We start from the raw sequence: 20,424 nt of genomic DNA, 5'->3' as shown, positions 1-20,424 counted from the left end.
ATCGTGGAGAACTTGATTGCGCTGCTCGTCGCGGCGCCTCTGCTCGGAGCGGCCGTACTGCTGTGCGGCGGGCGGGCACTGGACCGCGCGGGCCACTGGCTCGGCACGCTGCTGGCGGCCGCCTCCTTCGTCATCGCCGTGGTGCTCTTCTCGGACATGCTGGGCAAGGGCGCCGAGGAGCGCTCGCTGTCGCAGCACCTGTTCAGCTGGGTGCCCGTGGAGGGCTTCCAGGCGGATGTCGCCTTCCAGCTCGACCAGTTGTCGATGACGTTCGTCCTGCTGATCTCCGGTGTGGGCACCCTGATCCACATCTACTCGATCGGATACATGGAGCACGACGAGCGGCGCCGCCGCTTCTTCGGCTACCTGAACCTGTTCCTCGCGGCGATGCTCCTCCTTGTCCTCGCCGACAACTACCTGCTCCTGTACGTCGGATGGGAGGGCGTGGGCCTCGCCTCGTACCTCCTGATCGGTTTCTGGCAGCACAAGCCCAGCGCGGCCACCGCCGCGAAGAAGGCCTTCCTGGTCAACAGGGTCGGCGACGTGGGCCTCTCGATCGCCATCATGCTGATGTTCACCACCTTCGGGACCTTCGCCTTCGGGCCCGTCCTGGAGGCCACGGGGGACACCAGCGAGGGCAAGCTCACCGCCATCGGCCTGATGCTGCTGCTCGCGGCGTGCGGCAAGTCCGCGCAGGTGCCGCTGCAGTCCTGGCTCGGTGACGCGATGGAGGGCCCGACCCCGGTCTCGGCCCTGATCCACGCCGCCACGATGGTGACCGCGGGCGTGTACTTGATCGTCCGCTCCGGCGCGATCTTCAACGGCGCACCGGACGCACAGCTCGTCGTCACCGTCGTCGGAGCGGTCACGCTCCTGTTCGGTGCGATCGTCGGTTGCGCGAAGGACGACATCAAGAAGGCCCTCGCCGGGTCGACGATGTCCCAGATCGGGTACATGATCCTGGCCGCGGGCCTCGGCCCCATCGGCTACGTCTTCGCGATCATGCACCTGGTGACGCACGGCTTCTTCAAGGCCGGGCTCTTCCTCGGCGCCGGATCGGTCATGCACGGCATGGACGACGAGGTCGACATGCGGAAGTACGGCGGCCTCCGGAAGTACATGCCGGTCACCTTCGTGACCTTCGGTCTCGGCTATCTCGCGATCATCGGCTTCCCCGGTCTGTCCGGCTTCTTCTCCAAGGACAAGATCATCGAGGCGGCGTTCGCCAAGGGCGGCACGGAGGGCTGGATCCTCGGCTCGGTGGCGCTCCTGGGCGCGGCCATCACCGCGTACTACATGACGCGCGTGATGGTCATGACCTTCTTCGGAGAGAAGCGCTGGCAGCCCGATGCGGACGGCAACGAGCCGCACCCGCACGAGTCGCCGAAGTCCATGACCATCCCGATGATCGTGCTTGCCTTCGGGTCGGTGTTCGCGGGTGGCTTCTTCAGCATCGGCGACCGCTTCATGCACTGGCTGGAGCCGGTCACCCAGCACGACCACGGCGACTCGCCGCTGAGCGCGACCACGGTCACGGGCGCCACCATGGTGGTCCTCGTCATCGGCGTCGCCCTCGCCTACGTGCAGTACGGACGCAAGCCCGTCCCGGTCACCGCCCCGCGTGGCTCGGTGCTCACCCGCGCCGCCCGCCGCGACCTCCTCCAGGACGACTTCAACCACGTCGTCCTGGTGCGCGGCGGCGAACACCTCACGCGGTCCCTGGTCTACGTCGACCACACCCTGGTCGACGGCGTCGTCAACGGCACGGCGGCCTCGGTCGGCGGCCTCTCCGGACGGCTGCGCAAACTGCAGAACGGCTACGCCCGCTCCTACGCGGTCTCGATGTTCGGCGGCGCTGCGGTGCTCATCGCCGCGACCCTGCTGATGAGGGCGGTCTGATACCGATGTCCTTTCCCCTGCTGACAGCGACGGCGGTCCTGCCCGCGGTCGGCGCGATCGCCACGGCAGCCGTTCCGGCCGCCCGGCGGACCGCCGCCAAGTGGCTCGCACTGCTCGTCTCGCTCGCCACGCTCGGCCTCGCGGTTACCGTGCTCGTGCGGTTCGACCCCGACGGCGACCGCTATCAACTGACCGAATCGCACGCCTGGATCAAGGAGTTCGGGGTGCGGTACGAGCTCGGGGTCGACGGCATCGCCGTCGCGCTCCTCGCGCTCACCGCGCTCCTGATCCCGTTCATCATCCTGGCGGGCTGGCACGACGCGGATCCCTTGGAGACCAAGTCGTCGCGCTGGCGGCCGACCCAGGGCTTCTTCGCCCTGATCCTGGCCGTCGAGGCGATGGTGATCATCTCCTTCGAGGCCACCGACGTCTTCCTCTTCTACATCTTCTTCGAAGCCATGCTCATCCCGATGTACTTCCTCATCGGCGGCTTCGGAGACCGTGCCCACGCGGGCTCGGACGAGAACGCCTCGGCCCAACGCTCGTACGCGGCCGTCAAGTTCCTCCTCTACAACCTCGTCGGCGGCCTCATCATGCTGGCCGCCGTCATCGGGCTCTACGTAGTGGCGGGCAACTTCTCCCTCCAGGAGATCTCCGCCGCGCGCGCGGACGGCTCGCTCGACATGGCGACCAACACGGAGCGGCTGCTCTTCCTCGGCTTCTTCTTCGCCTTCGCGGTGAAGGCGCCGCTGTGGCCGCTGCACACCTGGCTGCCGAACGCGATGGGGGAGTCCACCGCCCCGGTCGCCGTACTGATCACGGCCGTCGTCGACAAGGTCGGCACGTTCGCGATGCTGCGGTTCTGCCTCGGGCTCTTCCCGGAGGCGAGCGACTGGGCGACGCCGGTCGTCCTCGTCCTCGCGCTGATCAGCATCATCTACGGCGCGCTGCTGGCGGTCGGCCAGCGCGACATCAAGCGCCTGGTGGCGTACGCGTCGATCTCGCACTTCGGCTTCATCGTCCTCGGCATCTTCGCGATGACCTCGCAGGGCCAGTCCGGCGCGACGCTCTACATGGTCAATCACGGCATCTCGACCGCCGCCCTGATGCTGGTGGCCGGGTTCCTGATCTCGCGCCGCGGCTCGCGGCTCATCGCGGACTACGGAGGAGTGCAGAAGGTCGCACCGGTGCTCGCAGGCACCTTCCTGATCGGCGGTCTGGCCACGCTGTCGCTTCCCGGGCTCGCGCCGTTCGTGAGCGAATTCCTGGTCCTGGTCGGCGCGTTCGCCCGCTATCCGGTGGTCGGCATCATCGCGACCGTCGGCATCGTGCTCGCCGCGCTGTACACGCTCGTCCTCTACCAGCGGACGATGACCGGCCCCGTGAAGGCGGAGGTCTCGGCCATGCCCGACCTGCGGGTGCGTGAACTGGTCGTCGTCGCTCCGCTGATCGCCCTCCTGATCGGCCTCGGCATCTACCCGAAGCCGCTCACCGATCTGGTGAACCCGGCGGTCGAGCACACGATGTCCGACGTGCAGAAGAAGGACCCCCAGCCCGATGTGGAGGCGGCCAAGTGAGCGCATCAGCCGTCCACAGCCTGTGGACAACTGCGGCCGATCCGATCGACAAGATCGACGCGCCCAATATCGAGTATGGGCAGCTCTCGCCGATGTTGATCGTCATCGGCGCGGCCGTCATCGGAGTGCTCATCGAAGCCTTCGTCCCGCGCAAGACCCGTTACTACGCCCAACTGTTCCTCTCCGTGGTCGCCCTGGCCGCCGCCTTCGCCGCGGTGGTCGGGCTCGCGGCCCGCGGCTTCGGCACCACCAAGGCGCAGATCGCCGCGATGGGCGCCATCGCGGTCGACGGCCCCGCGCTCTTCCTGCAGGGCACGATCCTGCTCACGGGCATCTTCGTGATCTTCACCTTCGCGGAGCGGCGCCTCGACCCGGAGGCGCACGGCAATCGCGTCGACTCGTTCGTGGCGCAGGCCGGAGCCGTACCGGGCAGTGAGGGCGAACAGGCCGCCACCAAGGCCGGGTTCGCCACCACCGAGGTGTTCCCGCTGGCGCTCTTCGCCATCGGCGGCATGCTCGTCTTCCCCGCGGCCAACGACCTCCTGACGCTCTTCATCGCGCTGGAAGTCTTCTCCCTGCCGCTGTACCTGCTGTGCGCGCTCGCCCGCCGCAAGCGCCTGATGTCGCAGGAATCCGCCGTCAAGTACTTCCTGCTCGGCGCGTTCGCCTCGGCATTCACGCTCTTCGGCATCGCGCTCCTCTACGGGTACGCGGGTTCCGTGTCGTACGCGACGATCGCGGACGTCGTCGAGGGCAACGTCAAGACCGTGGACCCGGCACTCGCCGACACCATGGGCAACGACGCGCTGCTCCTCATCGGCGTCGCGATGGTGGTGATGGGGCTGCTCTTCAAGGTGGGCGCGGTGCCGTTCCACATGTGGACCCCGGACGTGTACCAGGGCGCCCCGACGCCCGTCACCGGCTTCATGGCGGCGGCGACGAAGGTGGCCGCGTTCGGTGCGCTCCTCCGGCTCCTCTACGTGGTGCTGCCCGGTCTGCGCTGGGACTGGCGGCCGGTCATGTGGGGCGTCGCGGTCATCACGATGCTGGGCGGCGCGATCATCGCGATCACGCAGACCGACATCAAGCGGCTCCTCGCGTACTCGTCCATCGCGCACGCCGGTTTCATCCTCGCCGGTGTCATCGCCACCACCCCGGACGGCATCTCCTCCGTCCTCTTCTACCTGGCTGCCTACTCCTTCGTGACCATCGGCGCCTTCGCTGTCGTCACGCTGGTGCGGGACGCGGGGGGCGAGGCCACGCACCTGTCCAAGTGGGCGGGGCTCGGCCGGAGGTCTCCGCTGGTGGCCGCGGTCTTCGCGGTCTTCCTCCTCGCCTTCGCGGGCATTCCGCTGACCTCCGGGTTCACCGGAAAGTTCGCGGTCTTCAAGGCCGCGGCGGAGGGCGGCGCGGGACCGCTGGTCGTGGTCGGTGTGCTGTCGTCGGCGATCGCCGCGTTCTTCTACATCCGAGTGATCGTCCTGATGTTCTTCAGCGAGCCGAAGGCGGACGGCCCCACGGTCGCCGTGCCCTCGCCGCTGACGATGACGGCGATCGGTGTGGGCGTCGCGGTGACGCTGGTCCTGGGCGTGGCCCCGCAGTACTTCCTGGATCTTGCGAACCAGGCTGGGGTCTTCGTCCGGTAGCCCTTTCCATTTCGAACACACGTTGCCGCCCGGCATCCCGAGAAGGGGTGCCGGGCGGCGGCCTGTGGATAACTGTCCGGGGTGTCGGTGAGGAGCCCTATCGTGGAGGCAGTGGTCGAGGCAGGACGTACGGCGGGGGACAGGGCGATGGATGGGACCAAGGGCATGAGCGAGGTGACGGCGTCGGTACCGACGCCGGGCGCGGCAACCGGCACGGTGACGGAGAGCGACGCCCTGCGCACGCTCCACCGCGTCTTCGGGTATGAAGCCTTCCGCGGCGAGCAGGAACCGATCATCGAGCACGTGGTGGGCGGCGGGGACGCCGTCGTCCTCATGCCGACCGGCGGCGGCAAGTCCCTCTGCTATCAGATTCCGGCCCTGGTCAGGCCGGGCACCGGCGTCGTGATCTCCCCGCTCATCGCGCTGATGCAGGACCAGGTGGACGCGCTGCGGGCGCTCGGCGTGCGCGCCGGGTTCATCAACTCCACGCAGGACTTCGACGAGCGGCGCGTGATGGAGGCGGAGCTTCTCGCGGGCGAGCTCGACGTGCTCTATCTGGCGCCGGAGCGGCTGCGCCTGGACGCGACCCTGGACCTTCTCGGCCGGGCCAAGATCTCCGTCTTCGCCATCGACGAGGCGCACTGCGTCGCCCAGTGGGGCCACGACTTCCGGCCCGACTATCTCGCGCTCTCGCTCCTCGGGGAGCGCTGGCCGGACGTGCCGCGGATCGCCCTGACCGCCACGGCCACCGATGCCACGCACCGGGAGATCACCCAGCGGCTCGGCATGCCCGACGCCAAGCACTTCGTGGCGAGCTTCGACCGGCCCAACATCCAGTACCGCATCGTGCCGAAGGCCGAGCCGAAGAAGCAGCTCCTCGCCTTCCTGAAGGAGGAGCACGCGGGCGACGCCGGGATCGTCTACTGCCTGTCGCGCAATTCGGTCGAGAAGACCGCCGAGTTCCTGTGCAAGAACGGCATCGAGGCCGTCCCGTACCACGCGGGTCTGGACGGCGGCACGCGCGCGACGAACCAGTCCCGCTTCCTGCGGGAGGAAGGCCTCGTCGTCTGCGCCACGATCGCCTTCGGCATGGGCATCGACAAGCCGGACGTCCGCTTCGTCGCCCACCTCGACCTGCCCAAGTCGGTCGAGGGGTACTACCAGGAGACGGGTCGCGCGGGCCGCGACGGCCAGCCCTCCACGGCGTGGATGGCCTATGGCCTCCAGGACGTCGTGCAGCAGCGCAAGCTGATCCAGGGCGGCGAGGGCGACGAGGCGTTCCGCCGCCGCGCCTCCTCCCATCTGGACTCGATGCTGGCGCTCTGCGAGACCGCCCAGTGCCGCCGCGCCCAGCTCCTGACCTACTTCGGCCAGGAATCGGCCGCGCAGTCCTGCGGCAACTGCGACACGTGCCTGACCCCGCCCGAGACCTGGGACGGCACGGTGGCGGCGCAGAAGGTGCTCTCCACGGTCGTGCGCCTGCAGCGCGAGCGCGGTCAGAAGTTCGGCGCGGGCCAGATCATCGACATCCTCCTGGGCAAGAAGACCGCGAAGATCATCCAGTTCGACCACGACCAGCTCTCGGTCTTCGGAATCGGCGAGGAGCTGGCGGAGGCCGAGTGGCGTGGTGTGATCCGGCAGTTGCTGGCACAGGGCCTGATCGCGGTCGAGGGGGAGTACGGCACGCTGGTCCTCACCGAGACGAGCAGCTCCGTCCTGGGCCGGGAGCGCGAGGTGCGGCTGCGCAAGGAGCCGAAGCGGGCTCCGGTGGCGCGATCGTCCAAGGGCGAGCGCAAGGCGAAGTCAGCGGCGGCGGTCGCCGAGCTGCCCCAGGAAGTGGTCCCACTCTTCGAGGCGCTCCGTGCCTGGCGCGCCGCCCAGGCGAAGGAGCAGGGCGTCCCCGCGTATGTGATCTTCCACGACGCGACCCTCCGCGAGATCGCGACTCTGCGACCCGCGTCCGTGTCGGACCTGTCGGGCATCAGCGGAGTGGGCGAGAAGAAGCGGGCGACGTACGGCGAGGGTGTGGTCGGAGTCGTCGCGGAGTTCCTGGGCGGGTCGCCTGCGGTCGGCGAGGCGGCTCCGGTCGGTCCGTCGTCGAGTGGGCCCTCTGGCGGGGCCGAGCGGCTGGTGAGCGATGAGGTGGAGCCGGACTGGGGGGATGAGGAGCCGGACTGGACCTCATAGGGAGCTTCGCCGCCTCAGCGCCCCCGGCCCGGCGAGCGCTCTAGGCCTCCTCGACGTCACGCATGATCTCGGTGAGGTCCAGCGAGATCGGGAAGGCACGGACCGACGCTCATCAGTGCTCCCTCATGGGGTCTCCCCTGCTCGAACGAAGTTGAGAGCTTGGGGAAGGAGTCTCACCGGGTGGTTCAGCGTATCGGGGAGGAACCCTCAAAGGTGCCCACGCACGTGTGAACGAGTGTCGGGGTCTTGCCCCGGCAGGGGCGCGTTCGGCGGGGTCAGGGCGCGCCCCACGCCTCCCGCACCGCCCGGAGGGCCTCCGCTTCGTCCGCTCCCAGCGCGCGGGCCGCCGTGGCGAACTGCCGGGCCAGCGCGGCAAGTTGTGCCGGGTCAGGATCGGAGGTACCCGCCGGAAGCGGGGCGACCCTCGTCCCGGCGCCCCGGCGGGTGTGGATCAGGGAGGCCGATTCCAGCTCGCGGTAGGCGCGGGCCACGGTGCCTGCCGCCAGGCCCAGGTCGGCGGCGAGCTGGCGGACGGGCGGGAGGCGTTCGCCCTCGGGGAGGCGGCCCGTGGTGATCAGGGCGGAGAGCTGGGCCCGGATCTGTTCGTAGGGCGGGACGGGGCTCGTCGTGTCGACCCGGACGGCGGCGCCTCTGGCCGGGCCCGTCATCGGCGGCCTGCCCGGGGGGAGGCGATCGTGGTCAGGGACCACGTCATGGTGGACGCCGCGGAGAGGGCCACGGGGATCAGGATCCAGCCCGCCCCGGACGCGCCCATGCAGTCGAGGCCGAGCAGGGCACCGGCGGCGAACGTCGTGGTTCCCAGCAGGGGAGTGGAGACCAGCAGACCCCAGGCCGCGGTGATCGCCAACGCCCGGTCGCGGCGCGGCTGTTCCTCCGAGGGGCGGCGGGTGATGCGGCGCAGGGACCACGCGCACGCGGCCGTGCCGATGGCGAGCGAGGCCAGGACCGGTGCGCCGTAGAAGAGTCCGGGCCAGGGGCCGACCGTCTCCGTGATGCCCTGGCAGGTGGCGGAGAGGGTGCGCCCGGCGCGGCCCTGGTCGTCCGGTGCGGCCATGGCGGCCGCCGTGACGAGGAGGGTGATCAGTGCGAGCGCCTGGGCGGCGAGCAGGCGGGTGGTCCGGGGCGGCACGTAGTCCCGGGCTCTGCGCGGTGTGAGGTCGGCGCTGCGGACCGCGCCGCGTGGTGGAGGTGTGAGGGCGTCGCCGAGCAGTACTCCTGCGACGGCGCAGAGGCCGAATGCCGGGATGGCGTACAGGATCCCGATGCCCAGGCCGTCGTCACGGGAGGCCGCGGCCCAGGCCACGGCGGCACCGGTGGCCAGCCCCGCCCAGCGGGCGTACAGATCGACGCGGGCGCGCGCGGCTGTCTCTGGAGGGACGGGTGGGAGTGGTGGGGCGATGTGAGTGCGGGTGCGGGTGCGTGTGTCCGTGCCCGTGCCGGTGTCGTGCATGTGTGAACCCCCGAGTGAGTGGTGCCGGGTGGTCGGGCCCGGACCTGTACTCAGCGCTCGCTTGTATCAAGCGCCGAGTACAAGTTCACCTCACTCGGGGATTTGTGTCAAGCGGTCGGTACAAGTTGCCGGTACAAGGGCGTCGGGCTCAGCGTGCGGACGCGATCCGGCCCGTCACCTCGCCGAGTCCGACCTTGGTGCCGTCGGGTCCCGGCGCCCAGGCCGAGAGCGTGACCACGTCGCCGTCCTCCAGGAACGTCCGCTTGCCGTCGGGGAGTTCGAGGGGGTCGCGGCCGTTCCAGGTGATCTCGATCAGTGACCCGTACTGACCGGCCTCGGGACCGCTGACCGTGCCCGAGCCGTACAGGTCGCCGGTGCGCAGTGAGGCGCCGTTGACCGTCATGTGCGCCAGCTGCTGCGCGGCCGTCCAGTACACGGTGGAGAACGGCGGCTCCGAGATGACCTGGCCGTTGAGGGTGACCGACATGCGCAGGTCGTAGCCGCCGGGCTCGTCCGCCACGGACTCCGCGGAGTCGTCCAGGTAGGGCAGGAGCTCGTGCGTGCGCTCCGGGGGCGCGATGCGAGCCGAGTCCAGGGCCTCCAGCGGGGTGATCCACGCGGAGACCGACGTGGCGAACGACTTGCCGAGGAACGGCCCCAGCGGAACGTACTCCCAGGCCTGGATGTCGCGTGCGGACCAGTCGTTGAGCAGGGTCAGTCCGAAGACGTGCTCCCGGAAGTCCGCCAGCGGGACGGGGGCCCCGTGCTCGGAGGAGGCGCCGACTACGAAGCCGACCTCCGCCTCGATGTCGAGCCGGACGGACGGGCCGAAGACCGGGGCCGCGTCTGTGGGCGCCTTGCGCTGGCCCGAAGGGCGGACGACGTCCGTCCCGGACACGACCACCGTGCCGGACCGGCCGTGGTAACCGATCGGCAGGTGCTTCCAGTTGGGGGTCAGTGGCGTCGGCGAGTCCGGGCGGAACATCTTGCCCAGGTGGGTCGCGTGGTGCTCGGAAGCGTAGAAGTCGACGTAGTCCGCCACCTCGAAGGGCAGGTGGAGGGTGACTTCGGAGAGGGGGTGCAGCAGGGGGCGTACGGCCTCCCGGTGGGCCGGCACCGTCACCCATGCGGTCAGGGCGCGCCGCACGTCCGACCAGGCCCTGCGGCCCGCGGCGAGTAGCGGGTTCAGCGTGGGCCGGGCCAGGAGCGAGACGTACGGGGAGCCGAGTGCGGCGGCCGCGGCGCCCGCGTCCAGGACGTACGAGCCGAGCCGCACCCCCACCCTGCGTCGTCCGTCCGCCTCCCCGGCCAGGGAGAACACGCCGTAGGGAAGGTTGTGGGGTCCGAAGGGGTCGCCCTCGGGAAGGCCGAAGGGATCGCCTCCGGGAAGGTCGGTGGAGTCACCGGCGGCCGGGTCGAGCGGGGTCTGCTCGGACATGCGTACCTGCCTCGCTTTCCTTAGGGGTGTGCCACACGTTACGTGTGGAGACCCCTGTTGCGGCAGTGTCTAAAGAGTTAGCAATGTCCGGATAAGTCTTGCTGGACTTTCCGATTCCGGCCTAGCTTTCTTTGGGGGACGCGGGCTGGGTGGGGTCCCATTCGGTTTGGCATACGTGGGGGGAACCCGTGGCCAGGATCGCCGCCAGTGCGCCGCTCGCGCCGGACCGGAACGTCCCGGGACTGATCGTCAAGTTCGGCGACTACCCGTTGCACCACGGTGGTGTGGGAGCGATCCGCAGCCTCGGCCGACTGGGCGTTCCCATGTACGCGATAACGGAGGACCGTTACACACCGGCCGCCGCTTCCCGCCATCTGACGGGCGCCTTCCCCTGGCCGACCACCGGCACCGAAGAGCCGGAACGACTGGTGGAGGGGTTACTTCGGGTCGGGCGCCGCATAGGCAGACCGGCCGTTCTCATCCCCACGGATGAGGAGGCTGCCGTCCTGATCGCCGAACATCAGGACGAGCTCTCCGGAGACGGCACGGGATTCGGCGGATTCCTCTTCCCGCGCGTGGAAGCGGAATTGCCCCGGCAGTTGGCGAGCAAGCAGGGCCTGCACGGACTGTGCGTGGAGCACGGCATCGCCTCGCCCACGGCCACCTTTCCGGAAAGCCCAGCGGACGTCGCGGAGTTCGCGGCCAGTGCGCGGTTCCCCGTGGTGGCCAAAAACCGCGAGGCCTTCACGCGGCGGAAGTGTCCCGCGGTGCACGGCACCACCCGTATCGAGACCCCCGGCGGCCTCCTCGCCCTCGCCCGTGACTGGGGCGAGCGGCCCGGCGTGATCCTCCAGGAGTATCTGCCCCGGGAAGAGGCCGAGGACTGGATCGTGCACGCGTACTTCGACGCGAACTCCGTCCCGCGCGCGTTGTTCACAGGGGTCAAGGTCCGCTCCTGGCCGCCGCATGCGGGGATGACGTCGAACGCGTACGTCGTCGACAACCCGGAACTCGCCGATCTCGCCACGCGTTTCATCAAGCAGATCGGCTTCACCGGCATCATCGACCTGGACCTGCGCTTCGACCGGCGCGACGGTCAGTACAAGCTGCTCGACTTCAACCCCCGCATGGGCGCCCAGTTCCGGCTCTTCGAGAACGAGTCGGAGATCGACGTCGTCCGTGCCCTGCACCTCGACCTGACGGGGCGCGCCGTCCCCGAGGGCGACCAGCGCACCGGCCATCGGTATGTTGTGGAGAACATCGACCTGCCCGCCCTCCTCGCATACCGCCGCAGTGGATACACGACGCCGCACGCGCCCGTCCGCGCGAGCGGGACGGAGCTCGCGTGGCTCGCCGCCGACGACATGAAGCCGTTTTTCACGATGCTCGCGCGCTGCGTCAGGCCCGGGGTGAAGCATCTGCACCAGCTGTGGCGCACCCAGCGCCGCGGCAGCACCACCGCAACGTGACTTCCTGGGGAGGGACTTCGTGACGCAACCGGTAGCAGTCATCGGGGCCGGGCCGTACGGCCTGTCCACCGCCGCCCATCTGCGGGCGCGCGGCATTCCGGTGCGGGTGTTCGGCGACCCGATGGTGAGCTGGCGTGCCCACATGCCCCAAGGGATGCTGTTGAAGTCCACGCCCGTCGCCTCCAGCATCGACGCGCCGCAGCGCGGCCACACCCTCGCCGACTACTGCGACGCGGCCGGTGTCCGGCGCCTCGTCACGGACGAGGACATCATCCCGGTAGAGACCTTCGTGGCCTACGGAGAGTGGTTCCAGCACCGGCTCGTCCCCGGGCTGGAGCGCGTGAAGGTCGTCTCGGTGGACCGCCGCGCCCCGGCTGGTGGTCAAGGAGGCTTCGATCTGAAGCTGGACTCCGGGGAGCAGTTCACGGCCCGCGCGGTCGTCGTGGCGACGGGTCTCTCGGGCCTCTCGCGGCTGCCGCGCGAGCTCGCAGGGGCGGTGCCGGACGGGCCTTCCGCCACCGGCCCCGTCTCGCACAGTTCCCACCACCACGACCTGACCCGTTTCGCGGGGCGCGACCTGATCGTCGTCGGGTCGGGCCAGTCCGCCCTGGAGACGGCCGTGCTCGCCGCCGAGGCGGGCGCGCAGGTGAGAGTGGTGGCCCGCGGCAAGGGGGCGGTGGCCTTCGGTGAACCGCCGTGGCGGCAGCCGAAGTTCCGCCCCGAATCGCCCTTCGGCCGCGCCTGGTCGCTGTACGCGATCAGCTACCACGCCGATCCGTACCGCCATCTGCCGCCCCAGGCACGGCACTTCCTGGTCCGGCGCGTCCTGGGGCCGCTCGGCGCGTGGTGGCTGCGGGACCGCTTCGAGGGCAAGGTCCGCACGCACGAGGTGCGCCGGATCAGGGCCACGCGCGTGGCGCAGGGGCAGCCCGTCCTGACGGTGGAGACGCTGGGTGGCCGCGTGGCGGAGCTCTCCGCCGACCACGTCATCGCCGCGACCGGGTACCGGGTGGACCTCGCGGCGATGGACTTCCTCGGCCACGGCCTGCGCGCCCGCCTCGCGGCGAGCCGCGGCACGCCGAAGCTGGGCGCCGGATACTGCTCGTCCGTCCCCGGGCTGTACTTCACCGGGATGCTGGGCGGTTCGTCGTTCGGCCCGGTGATGCGGTTCGTGTGCGGCACGGAGTTCGCCTCGCCGCGCCTGGCGCGGCACTTGGCGGCCGCGTGCGGCTGACGGACAGGGGGGCGTGCGTGAGGGTTCGGCGCGGGCCGTGCGCCAGGGGTCGGCGCAGTACCGCAGGTGGTGCCGCATAGTCGGAACGAGGCATGCCGGAATGTAATCCTCCACTTTCCGGTGAACCGGCGGGGCGTCGATGCGGTCCGGTCTCACCCACGCGTATGCGCACCTTGCCAAGCAGCTTCCGGCGGGGCCCAGGATCCGTATTCTCTGGATCATGTCCGCTCCCCTCGCATATGCACTCATCGCCACTGACCTGGACGGGACGCTGCTGCGCGGCGACGACACGGTCTCGGACCGGTCGCGGCGGGCGCTGGCCGCCGTGGGCGAGGCGGGCGCCCGGCACCTCGTGGTGACAGGCCGCCCGGCCCCCCGGGTCCGCCCCCTCCTCGACGAACTCGGCTACGACGGCCTGGCCGTCTGTGGCCAGGGCGCTCAGCTGTACGACGCCGGGGCGAACCGGATGGAGTGGTCGGTGACGCTCGACCGCGAGCTCGCCGAGGCCGCGCTCGGGAAGATCGAGGCGGAGGTCGGGCAGGTCCACGCGGCCGTGGACCAGGACGGCGTGGAGGGCCTCACGCTCATCGAGCCGGGCTACGAGATGCCGCACCCCACGCTCCCCGCGGTGCGGGTGCCCGCGCGGGACGTGCTGTGGGAGGAGCCCATCAGCAAGGTGCTGCTGCGCCATCCGAAGCTGGCGGACGACGAGCTGGCGGCGGTGGCGCGGGACGCGGTGGGCTCGCTCGCCTCGGTGACCATGTCGGGGCCCGGCACGGTGGAGCTCCAGCCGTGCGGGGTGACCAAGGCGACCGGGCTCGCGCTGGCCGCTGAGCGGCTCGGCCTGACGGCCGCCGACACGATCGCCTTCGGGGACATGCCCAATGACATCCCCATGTTCCTGTGGGCCGCACACGGGGTGGCCATGGCCAACGCCCATGGGGAACTAAAAGCGGTGGCTGATGAGTTGACCCTCTCGAACGAGGACGACGGCATCGCCGTCGTCCTCGACCGTCTGCTGCGAGCGCAGGGCCCTTCCTGACCCGCGGCCCTTCCTAGCCCGCCGTCCGCCGGATCCGCCGCTCCCAGGTCCGGTGGAAGACGACCTCGTCGCCGTCCTTGCACACCACCTCGTTCGAGGTGATGAAGTCCGCCGCGTCGCAGGTGATCTCCGAGCGCGTCTCGACGCGCGTGTCCCAGCCGAGGTCGGGCCGGTGCAGGCGGATCGTCCAGTCCGAGCGGGTGCGGGCGCTCAGCGGATCGTCCTCCTGGATCGTGTACGTCTCCACGGCGTCCTCGGTGAACTCCAGCCCGTCGGGGTACACGCGCGTGCCGCCGTAACGCGGGTCGACCTCTAGCCGCCACTCGCCCTTGGCGACATCGCGTACGACAAGACGCTCGGGCCGCTGCTCGTCCAGGGTCGCCGGATACACCACGCCCAGTGGCTCGGACTGCTCGGCGGGTCCGAAGGTGATCGACGGGTCCAAATCGCCTTCACGGACCGGCAGTTCCAGGGAGCTGCCCACCGGCTCCAGGGTGAAGCCCACCGAGTCCGCCTGCGGCCAGATCCAGGGCCAGTAGGCGGAGGACACCGCGAGGCGGATGCGGTGCCCCGGCGGGAAGGTGTGGCCGATGCCGTTGAGCTCGAAGGTCACGTCCTCCGTGCCACCGAGGGGCCAGGGGTCCACGCGGTCCCTGCCGTTCCGCGCGGACAGGTTGAGCACGCCCCGGGTGACGAGGGTGGACGAGCCGTCCGGCGCGATGTCGCAGAGGCGGGCGACGGCCTGGCCGTACGGCACGTCCATCCGCAGCCGCAGGGTCACCCTGGGGCGCCCGAGGACCCGTACCTCCGCGGGGACCTCGAACTCGAAGCACGCCGACTTCGCGTCCTCGTCCCGCTGGTCCGGCGGCAGGTCCGCGTCGTTACCGAAGGGGAAGTAGCGGCCCGCGTCCAGGCCCGTGTGCTGGGGGGAGTCGACGACGACGGGCGTGCCCTGGAGGGCGTACCGGACGGGGGTGACGTTCGGGGACGGCCAGGACGGGTCGCCGACCCAGCCGCCGGGCAGCTCCGGGTAGACCGTCGCGGGCGGGTGGGAGTCGCTGATCCAGGAGCGGAGCTTCGGCTCGGCCATCACTCCGGTGTCGATGCCCTTGAGGTGGTGGTCCCACCAGCGCAGGGTCTCCTGGAGGAACCCGATCGAGGGGCCAGGCGGCAGGCCCCGGTCCGGGTACTGGTGCGACCAGGGGCCGATGAGTCCTCGTACCTGGTCGTCGGGGAGGTGCTCGACGAGCCGCAGGACCGTGTCGCGGTACGGGTCGTGCCAGCCGCCCACCGCGAGGACCGCGGCGCCGATCGCGGAGTAGTCCTCGCAGACGCTGCCGTGCCGCCAGTAGTCGTCCCGGGTCTGGTGGTCCAGCCAGGTGTGGATGAACGGCTCGACGGCCGCCAGGCGCGTCAGCCACATCTCGCGCCACGCGTCACCCACGAAGTACGGGTCCGGCGGGCGCGAGACGAAGGCCAGCATCGTCGCCGCCCACGCGTGCATGTCCACCGCGAGGACGGAACCGCCCATGTAGTGCACGTCGTTGTCGTAGCGGTCGTCCGCCGAACAGACCGTGACGATCGCCTTGAGCGGCTCGGGCGCGAGCGCCGCGATCTGGAGGGAGTTGAAGCCGCCCCAGGAGATGCCGAACATGCCGACCTTGCCGCTCGACCACTCCTGCGCGGCCAGCCAGTTCACCACCTCGACGCCGTCGGCCAGCTCCTGCGCCGAGTACTCGTCGGTGGGCAGGCCATCACTGTTGCCGTGCCCGCGGACGTCGACCCGCACGGAGGCGTAGCCGTGGCCCGCGTACCAGGGGTGCCGCTGCCAGTCCCGGGGCGCCGTCCAGTCGCTCAGGCGGTAGGGGAGGTACTCCAGGAGCACGGGGACGGGCTCGTCGGTGACAGGGCGCCACACGCGCGCGTAGAGCGTGGTCCCGTCGGCGAGGGGTACGCGGAAGTCCTCGCGGGTGGTCTCGTACGGGTAGGAGTCGCGGATCTGCATGAGTGGAACCTCAGTGGACGGGGTGTCCTCAGTGGACGGGGTGCATGGTGCGGCGCAGCCACGGCGCCAGTGCGATCACGGCGATGCCCGCGAGCACGGCGATCGCGCCGTTCACGCCGAAGTACGCCGGGTTGGAGACCTCTCCGTACAACTTCACGACCTGCGCCTGGATGCCGTTGGCGAGCGCGAGGGAGAGGAACCACAGCGCCATGGTCTGGCTGGCGAAGGCCTTCGGGGCGAGCTTCGTCGTCGCCGACATCCCCGAGGTCTCCAGGAGGATGTCGCCGAGCCCGAGCAGCAGATACGAGCCGACGATCCACCAGGCCGCCATCTTGTACGTGTCGTCGGCGTGCCCGGAGGTGGGCAGCATCATCAGGAGGAACGACAGCCCGCCCAGGATCACGCCGAACGCGATCTTGTTGGACGCGTGCGGCTGGCGCGGGCCCATCCGCGCCCAGACGGCGGCGACGACCGGCGCGAGCGCCACCTCGAAGGCGCCGAGCGCGGAGGCGTACCAACTGGCGGGGAAGTGGTAGCCGAGGATCGACGTCTCGGCGTTCGACGCGGCGAGCAGCATCATCGTCGAGTACGCCTGGAAGAGGATGAAGTTGAAGACTACGGAGGCGAGGAACAGCACTACGTAGGGACGCAGTCGGCGTCTTTCCTCGCCCGTGACGCGCGGGCTGCGGAACATCACCGCGAAGTAGACGACCGGCGCGATCACCGAGATGAGGGTGAGCAGGTCGACGAAGCGGTCCATGGTCAGCCAGCCGATGGCGGCGAGGAGCCCCGCGAGCGCGGCGACGACGGCACAGCCGACGACGATCATGAGCACCGCGCGGCGCATCGCCTCCCGAGGCAGGGCGAACTCCGCGGAGGCCTTGCGCCCGGCGAGGTGACGCCGCCCGGCGACGTACTGGATCAGACCGAAGGTCATGCCGATGGCGGCCGCGGAGAAGCCCCAGTGCCAGCCCTTGTGGTCGCCGAGCCAGCCGGTGATCAGCGGGCCCGCGAAGGCACCCACGTTGATCGCCATGTAGTACAGCGCGAAGCCCGCGTCGCGGCGCTCGTCCTCGGTGCGGTAGAGCTTGCCGACCATCGAGGCGACGTTCGGCTTGAGCAGGCCGGTGCCCGCGCTGATCAGGCCGAGGCCCACCCAGGTCATCGTCGGCGTCGGCACGGCCATCGAGTAGTGGCCGCAGGCGATGAGGATGCCGCCCCACAGCACCGCGCGGTAGGAGCCCAGAATGCGGTCGGCGAGCCAGCCGCCCGCCACGGAGACCAGATAGACCAGAGTGCCGTACGCCGCTGACACCGACGCGGCCGTACCGGCATCCATCCCCATGCCGTCGTTCGCGACGGAGTCGGCGAAGTAGAGGACGAGGATGGCCTGCATGCCGAGGAACGAGAAGCGCTCCCAGACCTCCAGGCCGGAGAGCGTGAGCAGGCCGCGCGGCTGCCCGAAGAAGGCGTGGTCGTCACCCGGCGGGGGGTCGTCGGGCGGCTCGGCGGGCGGCTCGTACTCGGCCGTAGTACGGGACAAAGAGTCTTCTCCCGGTCGTTACGGTTCTTGTGGTGCAGGACGGGCTTGTCAGTCGTATGGGCTGATCAAGAACATACCGGTGAGCTTCGGTCGCCGCGCGGGCTGGTGTGCCGGGCGGTGCGGAAGGGGCCTCCCGCACCGCGCCGACCAGGGCTTCGACGTGCGACGGGCGGGCAGGTGCTCGCCGTGATCGAAAGTCGACCGGATACGCTGACTTGAGTGATGGCAGCGACACATCGACAAACCCGTGTCATCGACCGAGATCCAATGATCGACCGAGTTGGCCGTGTGATCGTCAGCAGACAGGAGAACCTCTCGTGACCGTCGTCGGGCCTTTCGGGCTGAGCGTGCGGGACCAGGCTCTCGAAGCCGATGTCCAGGTCGGATTGGCGGCTGTCGAGGAGGGACTGCTCGAGGCCACCAAGAGCGAGGTGCCCTTCATCACCGAGGCCGCCCAGCACCTCGTCCGTGCCGGGGGCAAGCGTTTCCGTCCGCTGCTCGTGATGCTCGCCGCCCAGTTCGGCGACCCGTACGCGCCGCGTGTCGTGCCCTCCGCGGTCGTCGTCGAGCTGACGCACCTGGCGACGCTGTACCACGACGACGTCATGGACGAGGCGGACGTGCGCCGTGGAGTACCGAGCGCCAACCAGCGCTGGGGGAACTCCGTCGCCGTCCTGACCGGCGACTTTCTCTTTGCCCGCGCCTCCTACATCCTGGCCGACCTCGGCCCGGAGGCCGTCCGCATCCAGGCCGAGGCGTTCGAGCGCCTGGTCACCGGCCAGATCCTGGAGACCGCGGGGCCGACCGAGGGCCGCGACCCGGTCGACCACTACCTCGACGTGCTCAGGGGCAAGACCGGCTCGCTGGTCGCCGTCGCCTGCCGGTTCGGCGCGATGATGTCCGGCGCCGACGAGACCGTCGTCGACGTCCTCACCCAGTACGGAGAGCGGCTCGGCGTCGCCTTCCAGCTCGCCGACGACGTGCTCGACATCGCGTCCGACTCGCACGAGTCCGGCAAGACGCCGGGCACCGACCTGCGCGAGGGCATCCCCACGCTGCCGGTGCTGCGCCTGCGCGAGCGTGCGGCGCGGCTCGGCCTCGCCGAGGACATCGCGCTGTGCGAGCTGCTCGACTCGGACCTCACGGACGACGCGCGGCACGCTGAAGCCCTTGTGCGGCTGCGCGCGCACCCCGCGCTGGAAGACGCCCGCAGGGACACCGTCTGCTACGCGGAGGGCGCACGGGCCGCGCTGGGGCCGCTGCCGGAGGGCGACGCGAAGGCGTCCCTGGTGGAGCTCTGCGACCTGGTGGTGCACCGGGCGGGCTGAGAGCCCTTCCTTACGATCGGCGGTGTCGACCCCCTACGGGATGGGGGAGGCGCCGCCGTTTCATGTCATCCCAGGGCAGTACGTGGAGTTGCGCCCGGGGTCTGACGCTTCTCGTTGGCCGATTTGGTCGGATGGAGTCCAGCGAGAACAACCACTCCTGACCAATTCGGGTGAGAATGGCGGCACAGGGTGGACGAAGGCACGTACAGGTAAGGCCGCCGCCGACCACGGAGGTAAGGCAGACAATGGCACCGTACGAACCGGAGAAGGACACCAGCGAGGCCGGGGAACTGCGCGCGGGACGCCGCAAGGCGGCCCGCTATGCGGTCCCGATCGCGGTGGCGGGGGTGGCGGCGGCGACCATCGGGCTCGTCCCGGCGCTCGCCACGTCGGGCGACCCGGACCTGCCGAAGGTCACCGCACAGGAGCTCATCGAGAAGATCGCCGCTTCGGACACGCAGCAGCTGTCCGGCAACGTCAAGATCAGCACTGACCTGGGCCTGCCGTCGGTCGGCGGCATGGCGGGCGGCTTCGGTGGCGGTGGCGGCGCGGACCGGGGCGAGGACGGCGGGCAGAAGGGCTCGGCGGCCGACCCCAAGAGCAAGCTGATGGAGCTGGCGTCCGGCACGCACACGCTGCGCGTCGCGGCCGACGGCCCCGACAAGCAGAAGGTGTCCGTCCTGGAGGACGCCGCCGAGTACAGCATGATCCACAACGGTGACGACGTCTGGGCGTACGACAGCGCGTCGAACGAGGCCTACCACGCCAAGGACGAAGGCGCCTCTTCGGAGAAGCACGAAAAGGGCGCCGACAAGGGCGAGAAGGGCGTACCGAAGGGGCTCGACGGTGAGCTGCCCTCCACCCCCAAGGAGTTCGCCGAGCAGGCCCTCAAGGCCGTCGACAGCACCACGTCCGTGAAGGTCGACGGCACCGCGCAGGTCGCGGGCCGCGACGCGTACCGCCTGGTGATCAAGCCGAAGCAGTCCGGTTCGACGATCGGCCAGATCACGGTCGCGGTGGACGAGAAGACCGGTACGCCGCTGAAGTTCACCATGACCCCGGCCTCCGGAGGCGCGGCCGTCGTCGACGCGGGCTTCACGAAGGTCGACTTCGGCAAGCCGTCCGCGGCCACCTTCGACTTCACGCCGCCCAAGGGCACGAAGGTCACCGAGGCCGACGAGCACGGCAAGGAAGGCCGCGGCTTCAAGGACAAGGGGGGCAAGGGCGCCGAGGAGTTCGGCAAGGGCGACCTCAATGAACCGAAGACCATCGGCGAGGGCTGGAGCACCATCGCCGAGCTGAAGCTGCCGGGTGGCCAGGGCCTGCCGACGGCCGGTTCGGGCGACGTCCCGCCGGACGCGCAGAAGCTGATCGACTCGCTGGGCGACCAGGTCGACGGCAAGTTCGGCTCCGGCACGGTCTTCTCGACCCGCCTGATCAACGCCCTCGTCACCGACGACGGCAAGGTCTACGTGGGCGCGGTCACGAAGGACGCGCTGGTGAAGGCGGCGAACGACGCCCACTAGCGGGAGGCGTACCTGAGGTGCGCACGCCCCCGGGCAACGGCGGATGGAAGGTGCCGGTC

14 protein-coding genes are annotated in these 20,424 nt (G+C 70.1%); 9 read left to right on the top strand and 5 right to left on the bottom strand.

Annotation, left to right across the window (positions count from 1 at the left end; all coding sequences use genetic code 11):
* Positions 1-3 precede the first annotated feature (3 nt).
* From nuoL to recQ, 4 genes are all read left to right on the top strand, one after another.
* Positions 4-1,899, top strand: coding sequence for an NADH-quinone oxidoreductase subunit L (nuoL, locus tag AC068B_RS09645; RefSeq protein WP_478670207.1), 1,896 nt, complete (start codon positions 4-6; stop codon positions 1,897-1,899).
* A gap of 5 nt (positions 1,900-1,904) precedes the next feature.
* Positions 1,905-3,476, top strand: coding sequence for an NADH-quinone oxidoreductase subunit M (locus tag AC068B_RS09640; protein ID WP_478670205.1), 1,572 nt, complete (start codon positions 1,905-1,907; stop codon positions 3,474-3,476).
* Positions 3,473-5,122 (top strand): NADH-quinone oxidoreductase subunit NuoN, encoded by a 1,650-nt coding sequence (gene nuoN / locus AC068B_RS09635; RefSeq protein ID WP_478670204.1) that lies wholly within the window; start codon positions 3,473-3,475, stop codon positions 5,120-5,122. The genes AC068B_RS09640 and nuoN overlap by 4 nt, the downstream gene beginning before the upstream one ends.
* 165 nt (positions 5,123-5,287) lie before the next feature.
* Entirely contained in the window at positions 5,288-7,309 is a 2,022-nt protein-coding gene (gene recQ / locus AC068B_RS09630; protein ID WP_478670318.1) for a DNA helicase RecQ, read from the top strand.
* Between the two features lie 275 nt (positions 7,310-7,584).
* Here recQ and AC068B_RS09625 read toward each other — a convergent pair whose 3' ends face one another.
* The 3 genes from AC068B_RS09625 to fahA all read right to left on the bottom strand — a co-directional run bounded on the left by AC068B_RS09625 (position 7,585) and on the right by fahA (position 10,218).
* The gene (locus AC068B_RS09625) at positions 7,585-7,977 is read right to left on the bottom strand and encodes a GntR family transcriptional regulator (protein WP_478670203.1); all 393 of its coding nucleotides are present in this window, start codon (positions 7,975-7,977) and stop codon (positions 7,585-7,587) included.
* A complete protein-coding gene (locus AC068B_RS09620) occupies positions 7,974-8,780 on the bottom strand; it encodes a hypothetical protein (RefSeq protein ID WP_478670201.1) in 807 nt (268 codons plus the stop codon). The genes AC068B_RS09625 and AC068B_RS09620 overlap by 4 nt, the downstream gene beginning before the upstream one ends.
* A 148-nt stretch (positions 8,781-8,928) precedes the next feature.
* Positions 8,929-10,218, bottom strand: a complete 1,290-nt coding sequence (gene fahA, locus AC068B_RS09615) for a fumarylacetoacetase (protein WP_478670199.1) — start codon at positions 10,216-10,218, stop codon at positions 8,929-8,931.
* Positions 10,219-10,406: 188 nt separating this feature from the next.
* Between fahA and AC068B_RS09610 the strand changes: the two genes are divergently transcribed.
* The 3 genes from AC068B_RS09610 to AC068B_RS09600 all read left to right on the top strand — a co-directional run bounded on the left by AC068B_RS09610 (position 10,407) and on the right by AC068B_RS09600 (position 13,963).
* Positions 10,407-11,687 (top strand): carboxylate--amine ligase, encoded by a 1,281-nt coding sequence (locus AC068B_RS09610; protein WP_478670197.1) that lies wholly within the window; start codon positions 10,407-10,409, stop codon positions 11,685-11,687.
* Between the two features lie 19 nt (positions 11,688-11,706).
* The gene (locus AC068B_RS09605; RefSeq protein WP_478670195.1) at positions 11,707-12,921 is read left to right on the top strand and encodes an FAD-dependent oxidoreductase; all 1,215 of its coding nucleotides are present in this window, start codon (positions 11,707-11,709) and stop codon (positions 12,919-12,921) included.
* A gap of 220 nt (positions 12,922-13,141) precedes the next feature.
* Positions 13,142-13,963, top strand: coding sequence for an HAD family hydrolase (locus tag AC068B_RS09600; RefSeq protein ID WP_478670193.1), 822 nt, complete (start codon positions 13,142-13,144; stop codon positions 13,961-13,963).
* A gap of 13 nt (positions 13,964-13,976) precedes the next feature.
* Here AC068B_RS09600 and AC068B_RS09595 read toward each other — a convergent pair whose 3' ends face one another.
* Positions 13,977-15,968, bottom strand: a complete 1,992-nt coding sequence (locus AC068B_RS09595) for a CocE/NonD family hydrolase (protein WP_478670192.1) — start codon at positions 15,966-15,968, stop codon at positions 13,977-13,979.
* A gap of 28 nt (positions 15,969-15,996) precedes the next feature.
* A complete protein-coding gene (locus AC068B_RS09590; protein WP_478670190.1) occupies positions 15,997-17,511 on the bottom strand; it encodes a peptide MFS transporter in 1,515 nt (504 codons plus the stop codon).
* Between the two features lie 317 nt (positions 17,512-17,828).
* On the opposite strand from AC068B_RS09590, the gene AC068B_RS09585 reads away from it, so the two are divergent.
* Together AC068B_RS09585 and AC068B_RS09580 are read left to right on the top strand one after the other, a co-directional pair.
* Positions 17,829-18,839 (top strand): polyprenyl synthetase family protein, encoded by a 1,011-nt coding sequence (locus AC068B_RS09585; protein WP_356251837.1) that lies wholly within the window; start codon positions 17,829-17,831, stop codon positions 18,837-18,839.
* 245 nt (positions 18,840-19,084) lie between these two features.
* Positions 19,085-20,365: a LolA family protein gene (locus AC068B_RS09580; RefSeq protein ID WP_478670188.1), complete on the top strand. Its 1,281-nt coding sequence runs from the start codon at positions 19,085-19,087 to the stop codon at positions 20,363-20,365.
* Positions 20,366-20,424: the final 59 nt, after the last annotated feature.

The sequence above is a fragment of the Streptomyces sp. NPDC042371 genome, assembly GCF_056437465.1.
This window is presented reverse-complemented; position numbering and strand designations above follow the sequence as displayed.